This is a genomic window from Cryobacterium sp. N21 (genome assembly GCF_002929575.1).
Taxonomy (GTDB): Bacteria; Actinomycetota; Actinomycetes; order Actinomycetales; family Microbacteriaceae; genus Cryobacterium; species Cryobacterium flavum.
Genome location: NZ_PJJQ01000030.1, coordinates 245,667 through 262,488 on the forward strand (window position 1 = coordinate 245,667; position 16,822 = coordinate 262,488).

The 16,822-nt window shown below is 66.6% G+C and carries 13 protein-coding genes; 6 read left to right on the forward strand and 7 right to left on the reverse strand.

The features are described from left to right. Positions 1-4: 4 nt before the first annotated feature. Both CXY77_RS07140 and purD read right to left on the reverse strand, forming a co-directional pair. Positions 5-970 carry a phosphoribosylaminoimidazolesuccinocarboxamide synthase gene (locus CXY77_RS07140; RefSeq protein ID WP_104090200.1) on the reverse strand — a complete coding sequence of 322 codons (966 nt, stop codon included), beginning with the start codon at positions 968-970 and terminating at the stop codon, positions 5-7. A gap of 129 nt (positions 971-1,099) precedes the next feature. Continuing rightward, positions 1,100-2,365, reverse strand: a complete 1,266-nt coding sequence (gene purD / locus CXY77_RS07145; protein ID WP_104090146.1) for a phosphoribosylamine--glycine ligase — start codon at positions 2,363-2,365, stop codon at positions 1,100-1,102. A 52-nt stretch (positions 2,366-2,417) separates the two neighbouring features. On the opposite strand from purD, the gene CXY77_RS07150 reads away from it, so the two are divergent. Further along, complete coding sequence (locus CXY77_RS07150) at positions 2,418-2,786, forward strand: sterol carrier family protein (RefSeq protein WP_092338059.1); 369 nt, start codon at positions 2,418-2,420, stop codon at positions 2,784-2,786. A gap of 208 nt (positions 2,787-2,994) precedes the next feature. Then, positions 2,995-6,951, forward strand: coding sequence for a lamin tail domain-containing protein (locus CXY77_RS07155; RefSeq protein ID WP_104090147.1), 3,957 nt, complete (start codon positions 2,995-2,997; stop codon positions 6,949-6,951). Between the two features lie 144 nt (positions 6,952-7,095). On the opposite strand, the gene CXY77_RS07160 is transcribed toward CXY77_RS07155, so the two are convergent. Next, on the reverse strand, positions 7,096-8,013 hold the full coding sequence (locus CXY77_RS07160) for a ribokinase (protein WP_104090149.1): 918 nt from the start codon (positions 8,011-8,013) through the stop codon (positions 7,096-7,098). 38 nt (positions 8,014-8,051) lie between these two features. Here CXY77_RS07160 and CXY77_RS07165 point away from each other — a divergent pair, with 38 nt between their 5' ends. The 3 genes from CXY77_RS07165 to purM are packed head-to-tail and all read left to right on the forward strand — an operon-like array spanning position 8,052 to position 11,197. Next, complete coding sequence (locus CXY77_RS07165; RefSeq protein WP_104090150.1) at positions 8,052-8,495, forward strand: hypothetical protein; 444 nt, start codon at positions 8,052-8,054, stop codon at positions 8,493-8,495. Between the two features lie 12 nt (positions 8,496-8,507). Beyond that, entirely contained in the window at positions 8,508-10,097 is a 1,590-nt protein-coding gene (purF, locus tag CXY77_RS07170; RefSeq protein ID WP_233197286.1) for an amidophosphoribosyltransferase, read from the forward strand. Then, on the forward strand, positions 10,094-11,197 hold the full coding sequence (gene purM / locus CXY77_RS07175; RefSeq protein ID WP_104090152.1) for a phosphoribosylformylglycinamidine cyclo-ligase: 1,104 nt from the start codon (positions 10,094-10,096) through the stop codon (positions 11,195-11,197). Before purF ends, purM begins: the two co-directional genes overlap by 4 nt. Before the next feature lie 244 nt (positions 11,198-11,441). Here the strand turns inward: purM and CXY77_RS07180 are convergent, their stop codons facing one another. Beyond that, entirely contained in the window at positions 11,442-11,729 is a 288-nt protein-coding gene (locus tag CXY77_RS07180; RefSeq protein WP_092338049.1) for a DUF3073 domain-containing protein, read from the reverse strand. A 152-nt stretch (positions 11,730-11,881) separates the two neighbouring features. Between CXY77_RS07180 and CXY77_RS07185 the strand changes: the two genes are divergently transcribed. Beyond that, positions 11,882-12,967: an NAD(P)-binding domain-containing protein gene (locus tag CXY77_RS07185; RefSeq protein WP_092338047.1), complete on the forward strand. Its 1,086-nt coding sequence runs from the start codon at positions 11,882-11,884 to the stop codon at positions 12,965-12,967. 6 nt (positions 12,968-12,973) lie between these two features. Here the strand turns inward: CXY77_RS07185 and CXY77_RS07190 are convergent, their stop codons facing one another. From CXY77_RS07190 to CXY77_RS07200, 3 genes are all read right to left on the reverse strand, one after another. Then, positions 12,974-15,103, reverse strand: coding sequence for an APC family permease (locus tag CXY77_RS07190; protein WP_092338752.1), 2,130 nt, complete (start codon positions 15,101-15,103; stop codon positions 12,974-12,976). 82 nt (positions 15,104-15,185) lie between these two features. Then, on the reverse strand, positions 15,186-15,944 hold the full coding sequence (locus CXY77_RS21070; RefSeq protein WP_369827324.1) for a PadR family transcriptional regulator: 759 nt from the start codon (positions 15,942-15,944) through the stop codon (positions 15,186-15,188). After that, entirely contained in the window at positions 15,941-16,819 is an 879-nt protein-coding gene (locus CXY77_RS07200) for a DUF4097 family beta strand repeat-containing protein (RefSeq protein ID WP_104090153.1), read from the reverse strand. Before CXY77_RS07200 ends, CXY77_RS21070 begins: the two co-directional genes overlap by 4 nt. Positions 16,820-16,822 lie beyond the last annotated feature (3 nt).

A 16,822-nucleotide genomic window follows, 5' to 3' on the forward strand; every position in this document is an offset into this window, starting at 1 on the left:
GTGCTCAGGCGCCGGTGAGGCGTTCGAGAAGTTCTCGATAGCGGGCCGCGGTCTGCTGCACGATCTCCGTCGGCAGCTCGGGCGGAGTGCCGGTGCCGTCCCAGTTCGCCGCGAGCCAGTTGCGCACGATTTGCTTGTCAAAACTGGCCATGCGGGTTTCGGAGGTGGTGCCGGTTCGCCAGGCTGCGGCATCCCAATAGCGGCTGGAGTCGCTGGTGAGCACCTCGTCGGCGAGCACGGTCACGCCGGTGTGTCGGTCGGCACCGAACTCGAACTTGGTGTCGACGAGAATGACGCCGGCCTTCTCGGCGATCGTTCCGGCGGCCTGAAACAGGGCCAGCGAGAGGTCGCGCAGTTCGGCGGCAATGGTGGGCCCGACGAGTTCGACGGTGCGCTCGAACGAGATGTTCTCGTCGTGCTGGCCCATCGGGGCCTTCCAGGCCGGGGTGTAGATGGGTTCGGGCAGGCGGTCGCCGTTCTGCAGCCCGGCCGGAAGCGATATGCCGCACACCGACTGGGTTTCGAGATATTCCTTCCAGCCGCTGCCGGTGAGGTAGCCGCGCACGACGCACTCGATCGGGTACATGTCGAGGGTGCGGCAGAGCATGGCCCGGCCAGCGACGCTCGAGGGAATGAGCTCGCGCACGGCGCTGCCGACCTGCTCGTGGTCGGCGATGAGGTGGTTGGGCACACCGGTCAGCCGGTCGAACCACCACAGGCTCAGGGTGGTGAGCAGCTCGCCCTTGCCCGGAATTCCGGGCTCGAGCACGTGGTCGAACGCGCTCACCCGGTCGCTTGCGACCACGAGCACGCGGGCTGCGGTCGTGAGGGAGGGAGTATCCGTTGTCTCGCCGTTCTCGAGATACAGGTCGCGCACCTTGCCCGAGTAGACGCGGGTCCACCCGTCCAAGACGGCAACGGATGCGGGGGACTCGTGCTCAGATTGGCTCACCCGTTCATTCTCCCGCATCTCCACGCGGCATAACTCCTGCAGAAAATCTGCCCGACACATCGGACCCCTGAAATGACGGGCAAGTTTGGGCGCCGGTCAGCAGATTGCAGGAGTAATGCCGATGCCGATGCCGATGAGGGAGAGCGGTCAGGCCACGCGGGCGGCAATATCCGTGCGAAAATGGGCGCCGGCGAGGGATACGTGGCCGAGAGCCTCGTAGGCGCGAGCCCGAGCCTCGGCGAAGGAGGCACCGACGGCGACGACGCTGAGCACCCGCCCGCCCGTCGAGACGAGCCTGCCATCGTCAAGCCGGGTCGCGGCGTGCGAGATCGTGACGCCGTCCACGGCCAGGGCGGCCTCGAGCCCGGTGATTTCGCGGCCGATGAGCGGGGTGTCCGGGTAGTTCTCGCTCGCCAGCACGACGGTCACCGCCACGTCGGCGGAGAATTCGGGCCGGGGCAGGTCGCCGAGCACGCCGGTCGCGGCGGCCAGCAGCAGGCCGGACAGCGGCGTGACCAGGCGCGGCAGCACGACCTGCGTCTCTGGGTCTCCGAAGCGCGCGTTGAATTCGATCACGCGAATGCCGGCATCCGTCAAAATGAGCCCACAATAGAGCAGCCCGACAAAGGGAGTGCCCTCGGCGGCGAGCTGACGAACGGTCGGAAGCGCGACGGTCTCGATGATCTCGTCGATGAACGCGGTCTCGCTGCCGAATGAGGCGTCGAGCCAGGGCAGCGGGGAGTAGGCGCCCATGCCGCCGGTGTTGGGGCCGGCATCGTGGTCGAGGGCACGCTTGTAGTCCTGGGCGGGGGAGAACGGCAGCACGTTCTGGCCGTCGCTGAGCAGAAAGAGCGAGATCTCCTGCCCGTCGAGAAACTCTTCGATGAGCACGCTGCCGTGTTCGAGCCAGTACGTCGCGTGCGCGAGGGCTGCCGGCCGATCCGGGGTTACGAGCACGCCCTTGCCGGCGGCGAGTCCGTCGGCTTTGACGACGTAGGGGGCACCGAACTCGTCGAGGGCGGATTCGGCCTCGGCGAGGGTGCCGGCGCGCACGGCCCGGCCGGTGGGAACGCCGGCCTCATCCATGATGCGTTTGGCGAAGGTTTTGCTGCCCTCGAGCGCGGCGGCGGCTTTGTCCGGCCCAAACACGGCAATGCCGCGCTCGCGCAGGGCGTCGGCCACGCCGGCCACGAGCGGAGCCTCCGGGCCGATCACGACGAGCTCAACGCCGTGCAGCACCGCGTAGTCGGTCACGGCCACCGGATCGTTCGGGTCGAGCGCCACGACCGGCACCTCGGCGGCGATACCGGCATTGCCGGGGGCGCACTCCACGCTCGGACGCGGCTGCTCACGAAGCAGCGCGGTGATGATGGCGTGCTCGCGGGCACCGGAACCAAGGACCAGAATTTTCACCGTTTCAGGCTACCCGATGCCTCGCGCCCGCCTGATCCGGCAGACTGGGACCATGGCACGAGCGCGCATCGACGACGGAGCCGGCCGGGCGGCCGTGCGGGCCGCGCTCGCCGAAGGCGCCAGCGCGAGCCGGGATATCCGTGCCCAAGCCGTGCGCTACACCCTGCAACTGCTCGCGGAACAGGCCGAGGGCAACACCCTCGAAGTGCGGGTGCCGCCGTTCGGCGCCACGCAGTGCATTGAGGGACCGCGGCACACTCGCGGTACGCCGCCCAATGTGGTCGAAATGGATGTCGCCACCTGGCTCGGCCTCGCGACCGGCACCCTCGCTTTCGCCGACGGCGTCGCGTCGGGCGCCATCCATGCCTCCGGGGCCCGGGCCGACCTGACCGGGCACGTGCCGGTGCTGCCCCTGAATTAGCGCGTACCGAACTGCGGAGATTCCGGCCGATATCTGTGGAATAAGGCTGGAAACGCTCGTCGTGCTCGGTATTTCCGTGGTTATGAATCGCATCCCCAGTACGCGGGACTGATTCGGAGCGGCCCCGTCCGTTCACCGGGACGTCACAGGCCGGACCTTCGACGCCCCTAGCTTGAGCGAGACCGCCCATGAAACAAAGGCCTGCTCAGTGCGCATTCTCTCCCGTTCCTTCCGTCCGTCGCTGACCGCGCTGGGCCTCGTGCTGTTGATCGGCGGAGCGGGTGTGATCGCCCCGGCTGGTTCGGCCATGGCGGCCACCGACATGGCGACTCCCGCTCCCTCCAACGCCGACACCGCGCCGCTGCAGATCACCGAGATCACGCCCGACACGACCAACGTCGGATCGGCCGACGGCGGCGAGTTCATCGAGGTGTACAACGCCACGAATGCCACCATCAACTTCGGGGACTACACGCTCAACTACCTGTATCCGCTCGCCGACCTCACCAACAGCGGAGCGGTGCTCTGGCCAAGCACCCCGACCGACGTGGTCATCGCGCCCGGCGGAAACCTCGTCTTCTGGATCAAGAACGGCCAGAACGACGCCCTCACCGACTCTGATTTCAACGCCGCATTCGGCTCCAACCTCACCATGGGTCGTGATCTGGTCGAGGTCTTCAGCGGCGGAATGGCCAACGGTTCGGCGCGCGGCATCGAAATTCTGACCAACACGGGTTTCAGCGTCAACACGGCCTATTACAACCTCGCCGGCGCAGACGACGTCGACCCCAACGTCGGCATCCAATACGGCATCGACACTAGCAATCCCGGGCGGCAGCTGAACCTCGGTAAGGCCGCAGCCAATCCGGGCAACGTTTTCGCGGCACAGGTGCCGAGCGACCTCAAGAACGTCGCCGCCGACACGACCGCGCCCGTGATCACCGATCACACGCTCACGGAGATCGACCCGGCGTACAACTTCGCTCTGTCGGCCACCGTCACCGACATTGTGCAGGCACGAACCGTCGAGCTGCACCTCAAGAGCAATATCGACGCTGAGTACGCGACCACAAACCTGTCCACCGACGGCGCCGACGGCTACCGGTACGACTTGCAGCGGGTCGACCTCACCGGCAAGCGGTGGTACGAGTACTACTTCACGGCCAATGATGGCAGCAAGGAGTCCATCTCTCCGACAAAGCGCGTAGACCTCACCGGGGTCGACAACTCGCCGGTGCGCCTCAACCTCACCGACGGCCAATTCGTCGCCGGCAGCACGATGGTGTCGGCCGCCGGCGACAGCAGCACCGACGGTATGACCCTGGACATCGACGGCCAGACTGTAATAACGAACCCCGAGCTGGAGTTCGCACCCCAGTTCGTGTTCGAGGTCACCGCCGTGAACACCTTCTTTCAAAACGGCGTGCTCGTCGGCACCGACGTGCTGCGCATCTTCGACGACGGAATCCCCGAGGGCTGGGAAACCATCGGGACCCCGGTGCCGCTCAGCTACGTGACGCAGGGCGAGGACCTGGTCGTCAGCGTCTGGGCCGGCTCGAAAGTAGCCCCGGAGATCAACCCGAACGAAAACAACGACGACTTTCAAATTCGCAACCCGCGCCTCGTGCTGCCCGACGGCCGCAGCCTTCAACCCGACGGCTACACCGATCCCACCGCCGTGCTCAACATGGGCGACAGCGCCGGCCGGTTCGACTTCTACGACGCGAGCTTCACCATCCCGGACGACGCGTACATGGCCGTTGCCCACGCCTGGGACACCACCGCCGTCGCCGACGGTGCACACACCGTGCTCGCGAGCAACGGCGTCGACGCGGTGACCCGCACGATCACCGTCGACAACACGGCTCCCGTTGTCACGACATCCGCTGTGGCTGGCCAGCTCTACCAGGGCGAGTTCATGCTCAACGGTGCGGGGACGGATGCCGGTGCCGGCTTCGACTCGCTCGTCGCGACCCTCGACGGCCGAGTCATCGAGCTGCCCTATGCGACCTCGTCGATCAAGCTGGCCGACGGCGAACACACCCTGCTGCTGAGCGCCCGGGACACGGTCGGCAACGTCGGCGAGCTCAGCACCGTCTTCTCCACTCCGGTCGAGGAACCCGGCAACGAACTGATCACGCCACTCGACGGCGCCGTCGTCGATGAGGGGCCGCTCGGCCTTACTGCACGGGCAACCGACCCGACCGGTGACCAGCTCGACGTCACTTTTCGGCGGGGATTCGTGGCATCCGCTGCTGACGCCAGTGTGCGCGGCTATTCGGGTACCACGGCCATTGCGAACGGCACCGATCGGGGCACCAGAACACTGCTGACCGGGGACCAGGTCACTGCAATGGCGCGCCTGGATGGCGCGATCGAGCCGGTCACCTCGGACTCGCAATTTCCCTACCAACTGTTCGAGGTGGACGTGCCAGCGGATGCCGGCGCCGACTTCACCGCGCGGGTGCGCTGGGACGGCACGGCGAACGCCGACGCCAAGGTGCTGCTCTACGTGCAGAACCTGGCGACGGGAGTGTGGGAAGAATTCGACCGGCACGTGACCATCGGGGCCGGCGCGACCGAGTTCACTCTCGACGCCATGGTGCCCGCCGTGGACCACGTGCAGAACCAGGTCATGACCGTGCTGATCCAGCACTCCGAGGGCTTCGCTGGCGCCGACCTCTCCGATCGGTCGAGCACCTTGCCGGTCAACAATGTGAACGACACCGCACGGTCGAACTACGACTTCACCCTCGCCGTTGAATCGGACACCCAGTATTACAACGACACGTTCTACCAGCGCCAGCTCGACATCCACGACTACCTGCTCGAGCAGCGCGCCGCCGTCAACCTGCAGTATCTGTTCCACACTGGAGACATCGTCGACAATTTCGAAGACGAACACCAGTGGACCAACGCCAACGCGGCCTACAGCATGCTCGACGACGCCCAGTTGCCCTACGGTGTACTGGCCGGCAACCACGATGTCGGCCAAAAAGACGCCGACTACGCCGCGTACAAGACCAATTTCGGGGCCGAACGCTACGACGCCAACCCCTGGTACGGCGGCACTTTCGAAGACAACCGCGGCCACTACGACCTGATCACGGCCGGCGGAATCGACTTCATCATGCTCTACCTCGGCTGGGCGCCGAGCACGGAGGGCATCGCCTGGCTCAACGAGGTGCTGGCCCAGTATCCCGAGCGCACGGCCATTCTCAACCTGCACGAGTACATGCTCACCACCGGCGGCCTCGGGGCGGTGCCGCAGCAGATCTACGACGAGGTCGTCGCACCCAACGCCAACGTGGCCATGGTCTTCTCCGGGCACTACCACGACGCCTTCACGCGCATCGATCAGTTCGACGACAACGATGACGGCACCCCCGACCGCTCGGTCTACCAGATGCTGTTCGACTATCAGGGCCTGCCGGAGGGCGGCCAGTCCTTTCTGCGGCTGCTGCACTTCGACAACGCCGCCGAACAGATCAGCGTGCGCACCTACTCGCCCTACCTCAACGCGTACAACTCCGACGATCCCACTCTCGACCTCGAGCACCAGGAATTCACGGTTCCCTACGCGGCATTCGGCATGACATCGATGCAGAAAACCCTCGCGACGGATGCCTTCACCGTCGACATCCTGACGACCACCCCCATCGCCGCCTTCGAGGCCGTGGCCAGCGGCACCGCAGTCACCGCGAGCTGGAACCCCGGCATCGGCACCCACGGCTGGTTCGCCTACTCCGAAGATCCTCACGGAGCTGCCGCCTACTCCGAGGTGCGGCGTCTGACCGTAGCCGCGCCGGTCGTGCCAGAGGCGATCGTGCCCGAGGTTGTTCCACCCGCGGAACCTGGGCCCAGCACGTCCATTTCGTCGCGGGTCGTGGTTCCGGCCGTGCTCACGGCTGCCTCGCAGGCCCTCGCTGACACCGCCAGCGCAGCGCTCGCGGCCGAGATAGCCGCCGCACACACGGATGCTGCCGCCACCGCCCCATACGCCGCCCCCGGTGCCGACACCCCGAGCGACGATATCGGTGCCGCCGGGGAGGTCACCGTCGTCGATGACGTCGTGCCGTTCAACATCTGGATCCTGGCGCTGATCCTGCTCGGCGCAGTAGCTGCGGCCGCAATCGCCGTGGTGACAATCCGCGCGCGCCGCTAACGGGCCCAAGAGTCAGCACGGTCCTGAGACATCACGCGAGGTTTCGTGGGGCGGATGTGGCGGTGTGGCGCGAGTTGCCATCTTCGGCCCCTTGGCGGCGTCTCATGGGGCCGAAAGTGGCATCTCGCGCGCGCTGCGCAGCTGTCAGGTGAGGATTGCCGCGACTTCGGCCGAAACCGGCATCGAGGTGGTGGCGCCGGCGCGGGTCACCGCGATTGAGGACGCCACCGTGGCGTAGCGCACAGCCTCGATCATCTGATCGGGGGTCACGGCGGTGCCGCGCCCGGAATCGACCGCCAGGCGCGCTACGAGTGCTCCGACGAAGGTGTCGCCCGCCGCCGTCGTATCGACGGCCGTCACCGGGCGGGCCGGCGCGAGCCCGAGGGCCTCGCCGTCAAACGCCACGACCGACCCTTCCGAGCCCAGGGTCACGATCGCCCAAGTCTGCCCGGCGCTCAGCACCTCGGCGGCACGCACCGGGTCGCTTTCCCCGGTGAGCGCGGCGGCTTCGATCTGGTTCGGCACGACCAGGTCGACCGAGGCGAGAAAACCGGCGGGCAGCGACACCACCGGCGCCGGGGTCAGCACGGTGAATACACCCGCCGCGCGGGCAACCCGGATCCCCTCGACCAGCACAGAAACCGGCAGCTCGCACTGCATGACGAGAAAGGCTGAGTCGGCCACGATCGCGCGCTGCTCCACACTCAAGGTGGTCACGGTGGCATTGGCGCCCGACACCACGACGATCGAATTCTCGCCGCTGTCCACGACGGAGATGTGGGCGGTGCCGGTGGGGGCATCCGCTGTGGCCAGTTCGGTAGAACGGATGCCCTCGGTCGCCAGCAGCGCGCGCAGTTGCGTCCCGTAGGCATCCGCTCCTACCGCTCCCAGAAAAGTCACATCCGCTCCCAACCGGGCGGCGGCGACCGCCTGATTGAGCCCCTTACCGCCCGGAACCGTCGTGAAACTGGCCCCGAACATCGTCTCGCCGGGACGGGGGAGTCGCGCCTGGCGTACGACGAGATCCATGTTGGCGCTTCCGAGTACCGCAATCGTGTTCATATAGTCAGTCTCGCATCTGCCCATGGGACAATGAGCGGGTGAGTTCTTCCGAGCAGCCCAGCGCTGAACAACCCCAAGACCCCTCGACCAGCAACGGCGGTGCGACGGCACCTGGCAGCGCCGACGAGACCGTGCTGGCTGAGGCGACCGTGACCGTGCACCGGGCCCCGCGCTACCGCAACTTCATGCTGCTCGGAGCGGTCCTCGGTGTGCTGCTCGCCCTCATTCTCACGGTCTCCTTTCCGGAGAATGATGAGTACGACCGGGCACAGATTTTCGGCTTTCTGCTGCTCGGAGGCCTAGCCGTCGGCACAACCCTCGGTGCCGCTGCGGCGCTGGTGATCGACCGTATAGTGGGTCGATCGCGAATGACGGTGGTCGCCGATAGACTGGGCGCGAACGAACACAGCACCAACGACCGTGCCGCTGAGCCTGGCTCCGGCACCCCCAACGATGATTCCCAAGCGTTCAACGAGAAGTAAAGAGGCTGCGGCTTGCCCGGTGGCGACGGACTGTTAAATCACGATCTTCTTCCCAATGAGAAGGGCCCACAAGATGCTTGTGGTGTCTTCGGAGTGTGGGCTCCCGGCGAAGAGGTAGCGAAACTCAGCTACTTCGGCCTGTATGCCCTGCAACATCGAGGCCAGGAATCGGCCGGAATCGCCACGAGCGACGGCACCAAAATTCTCATTTACAAAGACATGGGACTCGTCTCGCAGGTCTTCAATGAGGCTTCGCTGAGCACCCTGCTGGGGCACATCGCCGTCGGGCACACCCGCTATTCCACGACCGGATCGTCGAGCTGGCAGAACGCCCAGCCGACGCTCGGGCGTACCGCGAGCGGAACGGTGGCCCTCGGCCACAACGGCAACCTCACCAACACCGCCGAGCTGCTGCAGCTCGTGCACGAACGCTACCCGCAGGTTGACGGTGAACTCGCCCGCGGCAACACCACCGACACCGCCGTGGTCACCGCGCTGCTCACCGGCGACCTCGACCACACCCTCGAAGCCACAGCGCTCGAGGTGTTGCCACGGCTCCGCGGCGCCTATTGCCTCGTCTTTATGGATGAAACCACCCTCTACGCGGCCCGCGACCCCCAGGGTGTGCGGCCGCTGGTGCTCGGCCGCCTGGAACGCGGCTGGGTCGTCGCCTCCGAGACCGCAGCCCTCGACATCGTCGGTGCCAGCTTCGTGCGCGAGGTTGAACCGGGTGAGCTCATCACCATCGACGAGAACGGGCTGCGCACGCAGCGCTTCGCTAAGGCCGACCCCAAGGGCTGCGTCTTCGAATACGTCTACCTCGCCCGCCCCGACACCACCATCGCGGGTCGCGGCGTGCACGAGGCCCGGGTCGAGATGGGCCGCAAGCTCGCCGCCGAGTACCCGGTCGAGGCCGACCTCGTCATCCCCACCCCGGAATCCGGCACCCCGGCAGCCATCGGCTACGCGCAGGCATCGGGCATTCCGTTCGGCCAGGGCCTCGTCAAGAACTCCTACGTCGGGCGTACCTTCATCGCGCCGTCGCAGACCATCCGGCAGCGTGGTATCCGCTTGAAATTGAACCCGCTCAAGAACGTGATCAAGGGCAAACGTCTCATCGTGGTCGACGACTCGATCGTGCGCGGCAACACGCAGCGTGCACTCGTCAGCATGCTGCGGGAGGCCGGCGCTGCCGAGGTGCACGTGCGCATCTCGAGCCCGCCGATCACCTGGCCGTGTTTCTACGGCATCGACTTCGCCAGCCGTGCCGAACTCATTGCGACTGGCCTCGAGATCGACGAGGTGCGCCAGTCGATCGGCGCCGACAGCCTCGGCTACCTCTCCGAAGACGGCATGATCGCCGCCACCGAGCAGCCGCGCGAACGCCTCTGCACCGCCTGCTTCACCGGCGTCTACCCGATCGCGCTGCCCGAAGCGCAGCACCTCGGCAAGAACCTGCTGGAGCGACCGGCAGCGGCAAACGGATGCGACCCCGGTCCGGATTCCGACCTGGAAGCCGTGCTGGCACCCGCCGCACGCAAAGAAGAAGCCCTGGCCCGCCTGGGCCAGGTGCCGTTCGGTGACCCGGGAAGACCAGAATGAGCAACTCCTCATATGCAGCAGCCGGAGTCGACACCCGGGCTGGTGACCTCGCGGTCGAGCTCATGAAGTCGGCCGTCTCTAAGACGCACGGCCCCGAGGTTTGGGGCGGTGTCGGTGGTTTCGCCGGATTGTTCGACGTGTCGTTCCTCACCAAGTTCCGTCAGCCCCTCCTGGCCACGTCAACAGACGGTGTCGGCACCAAGGTCGCTATCGCACAGGCCATCGACAAGCACGACACCATCGGTCAAGACCTGGTGGGCATGGTCGTCGACGACATCATCGTCGTCGGAGCACGCCCGCTGTTCATGACCGACTACATCGCCTGCGGCAAGGTCGTCCCCGAGCGCATCGCCTCAATCGTGGCCGGCATCGCCCGCGCCTGCTCCGAGACCGGAACCGCCCTCGTCGGCGGCGAAACCGCCGAACATCCCGGCCTGCTCGGCCCTGACGACTACGACGTGGCCGGCGCGGCCACCGGCGTGGTCGAAGCCGACCAGGTTCTCGGCGCCGACAGGGTCGTGTCCGGCGACGTCGTCATCGCCATGGCCTCGAGCGGCCTGCACTCCAACGGCTATTCGCTCGTGCGTCACATCCTGGCGCAGCGCGGCATCGGTTACAGCGACACCTCGGCCGACCTCGGCGGCATGGTCGGTGAGGTTCTGCTCGAGCCGACCCGGCTGTACACCGGGCCGCTGCTCGACGTGATCAACGATCCAGAGCTGGCAGGCGCTATCCACTCGCTCAGTCACGTCACCGGCGGCGGCATAGCGGCGAACCTCGCCCGCGTGCTGCCCGTCGGATCCTGGGTCGAGGTTGACCGCTCCACGTGGTCCCCGGCCCCGGTGTTCCGGGTTCTCGGTGACATGGCCGGCTCCACGCTGGAAAGCGCCGAGGGAACCTGGAACCTCGGAGTGGGCATGTTTGCGGTCGTGGATGCGGCATCCGCTTCGTCGGTCATCGCCCGGCTGGCCACGAGCGGCATTCCCGCCTGGGTCACCGGTCGGGTCTCGCGCGCCGCTCACGACCTGACCGGATTCGAACAGGGCGCTAAGGGCGTCAACGGTGGCGCTGTGCGTCTTGTCGGGGCCTACGCGAGCTAACCCCGCGCCCCAGCGCCTCGGGCGGTGCGAGCGCACGAGTGGGGGCGCGGGCTGCGCCGGGCCCGGTAGCGCCCGGCGCGGCCGGTTGGTGCACGCGCTGCAGCGGTCTGACTGCGCGCGTGGCGGGCCAGGCGCGCAAGCAGTGAACGGTTGCGCGACCCGTGATCAACGAATCGTGGCGACTACGAGTCGCGGCAGCGCGAGCGGATGCCGCGAACGGATGCTGCGAACGACGAGGGCGGCGTCAGGCGCGCTTCTTCTCGTCTTCGGTGGCGTAGTGGTCGACGTAACGGTCATCGTCACCGTCGGGATCGTCGTCATCGTCAGCGGAATCAGCGGTGCCAGCGTCAGCGGACTTCTTGGCCTTGTCCGCTTCGTACTCCGGCCACTTGGCGAGATCCTCGTCGAGACGCGGGTCGGACGGATGTCCGGTGAGCTCGCGTTCGAGCGCGTTGTAGTTGGTATCCGGGCTGAAATACTTCAACTCCCGAGCTACCTTGGTGTGCTTTGCTTTTTGACGGCCGCGCCCCATGCGTGACCCCCTTACGATGCCAGGCCGAGCGAGTCGCGAGACCCTCGGGATTTGCCGAACGGAATGTGTAAAAACTAGAGTTTAGTTTAGCATGATGGGCCTTGCGCCCCGCGGACGCCGTTCGCAAGGCTAATCCGTAGGAATGGGGCGATATGACGGGCACTGTCAGCATGCCCATCGTCATCATCGGCGCCGGCCAGGCCGGACTCTCCGTGGGTTTCTACCTGCGCCGGTTCGAGCTCGTGGCCGGCCGGGACTTCATCATCTTCGACCGCGGACCGGGCACCGGCGGTGCCTGGCAGCACCGCTGGCAGGCCCTGCAACTCGGGTCGGCGCACCGCGTCAACGATCTTCCCGGCATGAAAGACCTCGGCCTGAGCTTTGACACGGCCGACCGAAACCTGCCGGCCCGCGACGTCGTCAGCGACTATTACCGCGACTATGAGCAGCACTACGAGCTGAACGTGGTGCGCCCGGTCACCGTGACCAGCGTGGCACCGCTGCAGTCTGACCTGGTCGTAGCCACGAGCTCACCCCTCTTCGGCGACCAGAAGACCAACGCGCGCATGATCGTCAACGCGACCGGCACCTGGGGAGCGCCGTTCGTGCCGCACTACCCGGGCGCGAGCACGTTCGAAGGAACGCAGGTACACACCGCGAGCTATGTCTCGAGTGAGGCGTTCGCCGGCCAGCGGGTGATCGTGGTGGGCGGCGGCACGTCGGCGATCGGCTTTCTGCTCGAGCTTGAGGGGGTGGCCAGCGACCTGACCTGGGCGTCACGTCGCCCGATCGACTTCAGTCACACCGACGAGCTCGCCGAGGTGACCGCCGTCGCGGCCGTGATGCAACAGGATCGTGCGGCCCGTGCCGGCAAGGCCCTCCCGAGCATCGTCAGCGGCACCGGAGTGCCGGTCACCCGCCGCATCGCGGCCGGCATCGACCGTGGGCTGCTCGTGGCCCGGCCCATGTTTGCGAGCATCGAACCGACCGGGGTGCGCTGGAGCGACGGAACCTTCACCGAGGCCGACGCGATCGTCTGGGCATCCGGTTTTCGGCCGGAGCTGCGGCACCTGGCCCCGCTCAAACTACGGGAAAAGGCCGGCGGAGTCTCGGTTGGTTCCGGTGCGTCCTGGACCGATTCGCGCATCTTCTTCGCCGGGTACGGTCCGCAAGCCAGCACGGTCGGCGCCAACCGAGCCGGACGCATCATTGCGCGCCAGATCATGGCCAAGCTGTAACAGGCGCTATTTGCGCTTGCGCCGACGGGATGCCGAGGGTCGCGACTGCGGCGGAACGGTTCCGCTGGTCGTGGTCGACTTGGTCGCAGTGTCGATCGCTCCGTTTGGCGGTGCGAGCGGCCGGCGGGAAACCGGGCGCGAACGTACCGGCTCGCCGCGACGGTCCTGACCGGGAATGGGGCGGGATCTGCGGCCGTAGATGAGTTCGGAGGAGTCGAGCAGCCACGGCACAAGGGCGATCGTGACGCCGTGCACGAGCATCAGCTTCTGGCGCAGGCGGCGAGCCTTGTGGTTGTGCAGCAGGCCCTCCCACCAGTGGCCGACGATGTAGATGGGGGTGTACACGGTGATGACTTCGGAGCCGTGATCGTCGCGGCGGCCACGAATGTAGTTGATCAGCGGCCAGCTGATGTCGCGGTAGGGCGAGGCGACGATGCGCAGCGGAACCTGGATGTTCTGCTTCACCCAGGCGCGTTTGAGCTCCTTGGTCTCAATGGTGTCGATCGAGACGTGCACAGCCTCGAGGCTCACATGCCGCGCGGCGATGGCGTAGTCGAGTGCTTTGAGCACCGGCTTCTGCATCTTGCCGACGAGCACGATGGCGTGGTCGCCCTGCGAGCCGAAGGTGGTGATCGGGTCGACCTCGATCTCCTTGGCGACGTCGCGGTAGTACCGGTTGACGCCCATCATGAGAAAGAACAGCACCGGCATCATGACGAACACGAGCCAGGCGCCGTGGGTGAACTTGGTGATGGTGACGACGATGAGCACCACACCGGTCAGGGCGGCACCAAAACCGTTGATCGACAGGCTCAGGATGATCGAGCCCCGGTTCGGCGGGTTCTTCTTCAGCAGTTTGATCCAGTGCCGCACCATGCCGGTCTGGCCGAGCGTGAACGATACGAACACACCGATGATGTACAGCTGGATCAGTACGGTGAGGTTGGCCCGGTAGACCACCATGATCACGCAGGCCGCGAGGGCCAGCAGCACCACGCCGTTCGAGTAGATCAGGCGGTCGCCGCGGGTGCTGAGCGACTTCGGCGCATAGGAGTCGCGGGCGAGCACTGATCCGAGCAGCGGAAAGCCGTTGAAAGCCGTGTTCGCAGCGAGCAACAGCACGGCCGCTGTGGCCGCCTGCAGCACGAAGAACATGATCGAGAAGTCGCCGAACGTTGCCGCGGCGACCTGGGCGATCAGGCTGCGCTGCGGAGCTGTGGCGCACTCGGCCCAGCCGATCAGGTCGCAGGCGCGTTCCGCGTAGTGCACCTGGGAAATGAGCGCGAGGGTCGTTAGCCCGACGAACAGCACGATGGCGATACCGCCCATGAGGGTGAGCGTGCGCTGGGCGTTCTTGACCTTGGGGTGTTTGAAGGCGGGCACGCCGTTGGCGATGGCTTCGACGCCGGTGAGGGCGGAGCATCCGCTCGCGAAGGAACGCAGTAGAAGCAAGATGAAAGCGGCCTGCGCGAGGTTCTCGCCCTTCACGTCATAGCCGGCCGATTCGGCCACCGGCGCATCGCCGAGCAGCGCGCGAACCAGGCCGACGACGATCATGAGCAGTACGCTGCCGATGAACAGGTAGGTCGGAACGGCGAAGGCCTTGCTTGACTCCCGTACGCCGCGAAGGTTGGCTGCCGCGAGCAGGATAATGAACACGACGGCGAGTTCGACGCGCAGGGGGGCCAGCGCGGGTATCGCCGAGATGATGTTGTCCACACCACTGGCAACCGACACGACCACGGTCATCACGTAGTCCACCAGCAAAGCGGATGCGACGACCAGACCGGCCTTCTCACCCAGGTTCTTGTGCGCGACTTCGTAGTCGCCGCCGCCCGAGGGGTAGGCCTTGATCAGCTGGCGATAGGAGGCGACGACAACGACGAGCAGCACGACGACGACCGCGGCAACCCAGGGCGCGAAGCTCAGAAAGGCGAGCCCGCCGAGGGTCAGGATCATGAGGAGTTCTTGCGGCGCGTAGGCCACGCTCGACAGTGGGTCGCTCGCGAAGATGGGGAGGGCGAGGTGTTTGGGCAGCAGTTGGCCGTCCAAATGCTCGGTTGGGAGCGGATCGCCGATGATCCACCGCTTGGGTGAACGGCTTTCCGGTACTGGGGCGTTCGCCTCGGGTGTCACGAGGGACGACACTACACCTACGACGGCCCCTGTCAAATCCGCCTCTGTTCTTGGGCGATTCCTGGGGTCGTCGCCGGCGCTGCTAGGGGTGGAGGGTGGCGAGGATGCTTGCGCGCACGTCGGCCAGCTGCCGACGAAGCGACGGCACAGTTTGCGACGGGATATTGGAGTGGGCGGCCTGCGTTCGGAGGTCCGTGCGCAGCTGCTGCCGGAACTCGTTCAGCACCATGTCGGCTTCGTTCAGGGCGCGGCGGGAGTCCAGGCGAGCAGACGTGTCCTCGTCCGGGGAGGTCGGGGTCGGTGATGTGGGCGGTCCGTCGGGCGACGTTGGGGCCGCGTACGGGGGCGGGCCTGCGGACGGGGGCGTGGGGGCCTCCCAGGTGGACGAGCCCGTGGGGTCCCACAATTCCGGCGTGCCGTCGTAGCCACGCGGGGCCGAGGGCGACGACGCGTCGCGCGCCTGTCGGGCGGCCGAGGCGAGGTCAGCCCGCAGGGTCTTCATGGCGGAGTTGACTCCGGTGCGCACCTGGTCGGCCAGACGCCGCACCGAGTCGGTCACCTCGTCTTCGATTGCGCCGAGTTCACCTTCGCGGGCGTGCAGTTCGGCGCGGCCGGCGTCGGTGATCTCGTAGACGGTCTTGCGGCCATCCGCTTGCTTGGTGACGAGGCCCTCCTCCTCGAGCTTGGCCAGCCGCGGGTAGATCGTGCCGGCGCTCGGGCTGTAGGTGCCGCCGAAGCGGTCGCTGAGTGCCTGGATCAGCTCGTAGCCGTGCCGGGGTCGCTCGGCCAGCAGGCTCAGCAGGTATAGGCGCAGGCTGCCGTGGGCGAACATGGCACTCATGCCGGGTCCTGGGGAGAGTGGACCGCGGCGGGCGCTGCGGCATCCGCTTGCGTGGTCGATGCGGGGCTCGTGATCTCGCTGCGCACGACCGAGATGTCGCCGGACACCGAGTTGGAGCGCACGTCGACCCAGCTGCCGTCGAGGGCGCCGGTGGAGCCCTCGTAGCCCTTGCCGAACGCGGTGCGCACGGTGTGGTCGTCGAGCTGCAGCGTGCCGGAGAGGGTGTTCAGGTGGTAGCGCGCGGCGACGCCCGGCTCGAGCCGCACGGTGAGGTTACCGCTGACCGAGTTCGTGACGATCTGGTCTGGCGTGCCGGTGACGTCGAGGAACACGTTGCTCGAGACCCCGTCGAGCGTGAACTGACGGATGCTGCCGCTCGCCGTGATATCGCCGGATACCGTGTGCACGGTCAGCGCTCCCACGTGATTGCGCACGGAGATTTCGCCGTTCACCGCGTTGAGTTCGAGGTCGCCCAGCACGTCGTCGATCACCAGGTCACCGGAGACGGTACTGAGTTTGGCGTCATTGCGGAGGCCCGAGACAAGGGCGTCGGCCGAGACCACGCCAAAGCGCAGCGCGACGTCGCGGGGAACCGAGATGCTCACCTCGGCGCGTGCGGTACCGCGGAACGAGGCGAAGACCTCGATGAAGTTGTCCCAGCGCAGCTGCGGGTGGTCGATCTCGAGGCGGTCGCCGTCCATCGAGATCTTCAGGTCTTTGCCGGTAACGCCGTGCACTTCAATGCGAGCGCCGGGTTCGTCATGGCCGATGATGTCGACCGTGCCGGCGATGAGGCCGACCTTGAGCTTGCGCACCAGTTCGACATCGATAATCTTGGTCTGCCCGGGGGCGACCAGCCATTTTTCCAGTGACACTGG